The organism is Nostoc flagelliforme FACHB-838, assembly GCF_014698065.1.
In the GTDB taxonomy this organism is placed as follows: domain Bacteria; phylum Cyanobacteriota; class Cyanobacteriia; order Cyanobacteriales; family Nostocaceae; genus Nostoc; species Nostoc flagelliforme_B.
This window is the reverse complement of record NZ_JACJSI010000491.1, coordinates 1-3,899: the sequence shown is the minus strand read 5'-3', so window position 1 is coordinate 3,899 and position 3,899 is coordinate 1. Positions and strand designations below refer to the sequence as shown.

The following is a 3,899-nucleotide window of genomic DNA, read 5'->3' as shown; positions in this document are numbered from 1 at the left end:
ACACGAACCCCCAGATACAACACTTTCACCAATATGCGATCGCGGAGGGTGCATATTGGCAACGGAATACAAACTATTGCGCTGCCGATAAATTTTGCTTGTCTTTGGTATCGTCTTTGATGCGTTATCCAAGCGATAACCATTTACAGGGTGCTAACTTTCAGTTATAGTTAGCCGTAACTTATTATAGGCACAATGCAACTATAACTTTGACTTGGTGCAAAGATAGTTTACATAAAGTTGCTCACTCAGGCGGTTGCCATAATATTGGTTTAGCGAAGTATTGAGGTATTGCTGCACAAGAATGCATTCGGGAAAACTTTTCTCTTTTGCTTTGTGCCTGTTCCTCAATCTCTAAGATTCGGATCGTGGATAACTGCAACCGCCTTGATGGTCAACCGTCTGGGAATACAAATTGCTTGCTTTAAATTAACTACAGAAATCATCAACGCGGATATCGCGCCAGACATCAGAAACCTGCCAGCCAGAGTTGCCCACAGATTGTACTGGAGGATTGTCAAGCAATGAAATATAGTCGGGAACTCTAAGCTCTGGAGTGATTACTGGTTTCTCCTCAACCACAGGGGCAGTAGAATTGACAGTATCAGCTCGAAGAAGTTGGTCTTCTGCTTCTTCGATTAATTTCATCTGTTTCAGGGTAAGCTTGTCGGATTTTTTGATGATTTTCTTTGTCTGTATCTCAACAGTATTAGCTGCTTGAAGTTGGTCTTCGGCTTTTTCGATTTCCATCATTTGCTTCAAAGTCAGCTTCTCAGATTTTTTGATGATTTTTTTTGTATGTATCTCATTAGAAGTATTCATTGGCTGTTCTCTCGAAGGCATTGGCTTAAAATTTGTCTGAGTAAATTTGGGAGAAGTTAGGTATAAATAATTTGCACAGAATTAACAAGATACACCAAATTTATGGGAAATACGAGTCCCTAATTGTAAGAATTTATTAATTGTGTACAAATCTGTTTTCGGACAGATGCCCCAACATAATCTGTTGCACAGATGCAAGTATTAAGCGATCGCTTCTTCATCATGGTTGTACTTCAAGATTGTTTTGTGGTTTTGTCTCCCAATAAGCAGATAATGGATGGTTAAGAGTTCTCGCTGTGGAGGAAAGGAACAGCGTTGAGAAACTTATCAGGTGATAAAAGCACAATCTTAGTAGTAGATGACGAAGCCAGCATCCGCCGGATTTTACAGACGCGGTTAGAAATGATTGGCTACAGCGTAGTTACAGCTAGTGATGGTGAAGAAGCTTTGTCAGCCTTTCGCCTGTTGACCCCTGATTTAATAGTTCTGGATGTGATGATGCCAAAGCTAGATGGCTACGGTGTTTGTCAAGAATTACGGAAACAATCAGACGTACCAATTATTATGCTAACAGCCTTGGGAGATGTAGCAGATCGAATCACTGGGCTGGAATTAGGGGCTGATGATTATATGGCAAAACCTTTCTCTCCCAAGGAATTAGAGTCAAGAATTCGCTCGTTGTTGCGACGAAGAAACGATAGAACAACTACTGCTGCTATTTCTAATTTGGGAGTAATGGTTGTAGACAATCTCAAAATTGATACTAATAAGCGACAAGTCTACAAAGCGGGTGAGCGGATTCCATTAACGGTTGTAGAGTACAGCTTAGTAGAGTTATTGATGAGCTATCCCGGTAAATCTTTTACCCGTGGAGAAATATTGCAGCAAGTATGGGGTTATAACGCAGAACAATATGCAGATACTCGTGTGGTGGATGTGCATATCTCACGCTTGCGCTTAAAGTTAGAAGATGACCCGGAAAATCCAGAATATATACTCACAGCAAGGGGAAGTGGTTACTTTTTTCAACGAATTGCTCAACTAGAGCATTAATCATGAAACCGCCAAATGTCACTCATCACACCCACAACAACAGTAAATGTCCCAAGTTAAAGTTGATACGGTTGTTTGTATCAACGGCAGCACGCTGATGGTCTTTTACAGACCAGGGCATTGCTGGGAATTCCGTATCATCAGCTGGACAGGTGGAATATTCGGAGAACAAAAAATTTACTACACAGATGATGCGGCGCTGAGGAGTGGGTTGGAGTGGCTCAGGGATGAAGTATGATTTTCTTTATTCGGCATGAAGCCCAAAATCAACAAAATATGTTACTTCGATTCGGTGAGTGATGATTGTGAATTCCGCCATGTCAATAAATTGGTAGTTAATGAATGAAACAAAGCCTCAAGTATATATTTTTGAGTTTGGGGTTAATTAGCCTGGGTGTTGCGAGCTATTTTGGCTATACCTTGTGGCGAGTCTTGAGTATTGGCACGGCTTATCAAGCTAAACAATTCTGTTCAAGTGTATTTGTCTCTGGGCGCACTCGTGAATCTATTTTCAACCAAGATGTTTTAGCTGAGATCAAAGGTTTATCATCACTGGAACAGTCAATTGTCAAGTTAATTCAAGTAAAGATTGAGCGCCCACAACAATCTGTAACAGCAAGTATTTTCGGATGGGCAAAACATCAAGCCATCTTTCGTTATGGGCTTGGTTGTACTCTAGTCATCGCTACCTCTCAAGCAGAGTTGCGATCAGCAGTGAAGCCAATGGATTTGGTTCCCCAAAAACTAGATGAACAGTGGTTGCTAGGGCAAACAGACCGAGAATCACCTGAAATTAACCAAAAACTACTCAAAGAAGCTCTAAACAGGGTTTTCCATCCCCAACAGGACACTAGGGCTGTAGTTATTGTTTATAAAGGCCAGATTGTCGCCGAACGCTACGCGCCAACAATTTATTCCTCAAATATTAGCGGCTTTTGCTAAATGAATTACCCCACCGGGAGCAACGTTAGTCAATGCATCAACAGTTAGTAACTTTAAATTCGTGATAACCCCGAAAGCTTGTAATGACGCGAACACAGCGATTTTTTTGAAAAACAATTTTGTACACCTACCCTGCCGTACCGGAGCATTCGCGTCAAGAACGATTGTGAGTCAACTGTACCAAGATAGCTTAAAGTGTTAAGTCGGTGAGCCGATATGACTTATCTGGTGCATTTTTGTATAATGCGTGTTTGGCTGCTAGCTCTAGTTTCAGTAGCTTTTTGAGCAACAGAGGTTCTTGCACTTCGTTGAATAAATTGAATTCTAGCGCTCCAACAGGGATTTTTCCTAAACTAGTAAATTCATAAGCTAATCGCTAACTATATTTCCAAGCAGGCATTTGGCTAAGGAGACAGTTGAAACTGGCAACTTTTCCAGTTACATAGAAAGGACGTAGAATCAAAACTGTGTCTCCTACTTCAGGAGGGTCTGGGGTCTGCAATAGCGCTCCTAAAGGTGTTAGCTCTGAAAAATGAGCTTATACAAGTGAAAGCTCTGTTGCATAACCTTATTTTAATCAGGGCTTAATTCCTAGCTAATCTTCCTGTTGATGCAAGTGATGGAATGCTTTGAGGCTAGAGCAACACTCCACAAGGGGACGCACGTTAACGTTAAAAATCAGTTTCTGAAAAGAGAAGGTAAGTTGAAGAGTCGGGGTGTAGAGGTGTAGAGGAGATGAAGGCTCTTAAGTAGGAGAGATAATTGTATAAGTTCTTTCCTTCTGCCTGTCCGCTTTCAAGAGGGAAGGGATGTCTTAACCGAACGGTATTGGAGAGAGCAAAGCGATCGCCCTTTTTGAAAATAATCCAAAGTTCAGTTAGTAATCGTTCATGGGGGTAATTTATTGCTGAAATCGAGCAAAATATAATGATTGAAGAAGCTACAGCGACTAAACACACAAGCTCATCGATGAAAATTAAGACTAAATCATCTCGGAAGACACATAATGTATAGGAAGCATTTATTACTTAATCAGTAGTAGGAACTTTGGGGAGTAAGGATGGAGTTGGTTGACTAGAGCG

At 41.0% G+C, this 3,899-nt stretch carries 3 protein-coding genes; 2 read left to right on the top strand and 1 reads right to left on the bottom strand.

The features are described 5' to 3' along the window. Window positions 1–429: 429 nt before the first annotated feature. Window positions 430–648 carry a hypothetical protein gene (locus H6G97_RS56400; RefSeq protein WP_190947270.1) on the bottom strand — a complete coding sequence of 73 codons (219 nt, stop codon included), beginning with the start codon at window positions 646–648 and terminating at the stop codon, window positions 430–432. 489 nt (window positions 649–1,137) lie between these two features. On the opposite strand from H6G97_RS56400, the gene rpaB reads away from it, so the two are divergent. Together rpaB and H6G97_RS47215 are read left to right on the top strand one after the other, a co-directional pair. Next, window positions 1,138–1,875 (top strand): response regulator transcription factor RpaB, encoded by a 738-nt coding sequence (rpaB, locus tag H6G97_RS47220; RefSeq protein ID WP_242056110.1) that lies wholly within the window; start codon window positions 1,138–1,140, stop codon window positions 1,873–1,875. A 342-nt stretch (window positions 1,876–2,217) separates the two neighbouring features. After that, the gene (locus H6G97_RS47215; protein ID WP_190947269.1) at window positions 2,218–2,817 is read left to right on the top strand and encodes a hypothetical protein; all 600 of its coding nucleotides are present in this window, start codon (window positions 2,218–2,220) and stop codon (window positions 2,815–2,817) included. Window positions 2,818–3,899 lie beyond the last annotated feature (1,082 nt).

Coding starts and splice junctions, on each gene's coding strand:
- H6G97_RS47215 (WP_190947269.1), top strand. CDS start 2,218: ATGAAACAAAGCCTCAAGTATATATTTTTGAGTTTGGGGTTAATTAGC.
- H6G97_RS56400 (WP_190947270.1), bottom strand. CDS start 648: ATGAAATTAATCGAAGAAGCAGAAGACCAACTTCTTCGAGCTGATACT.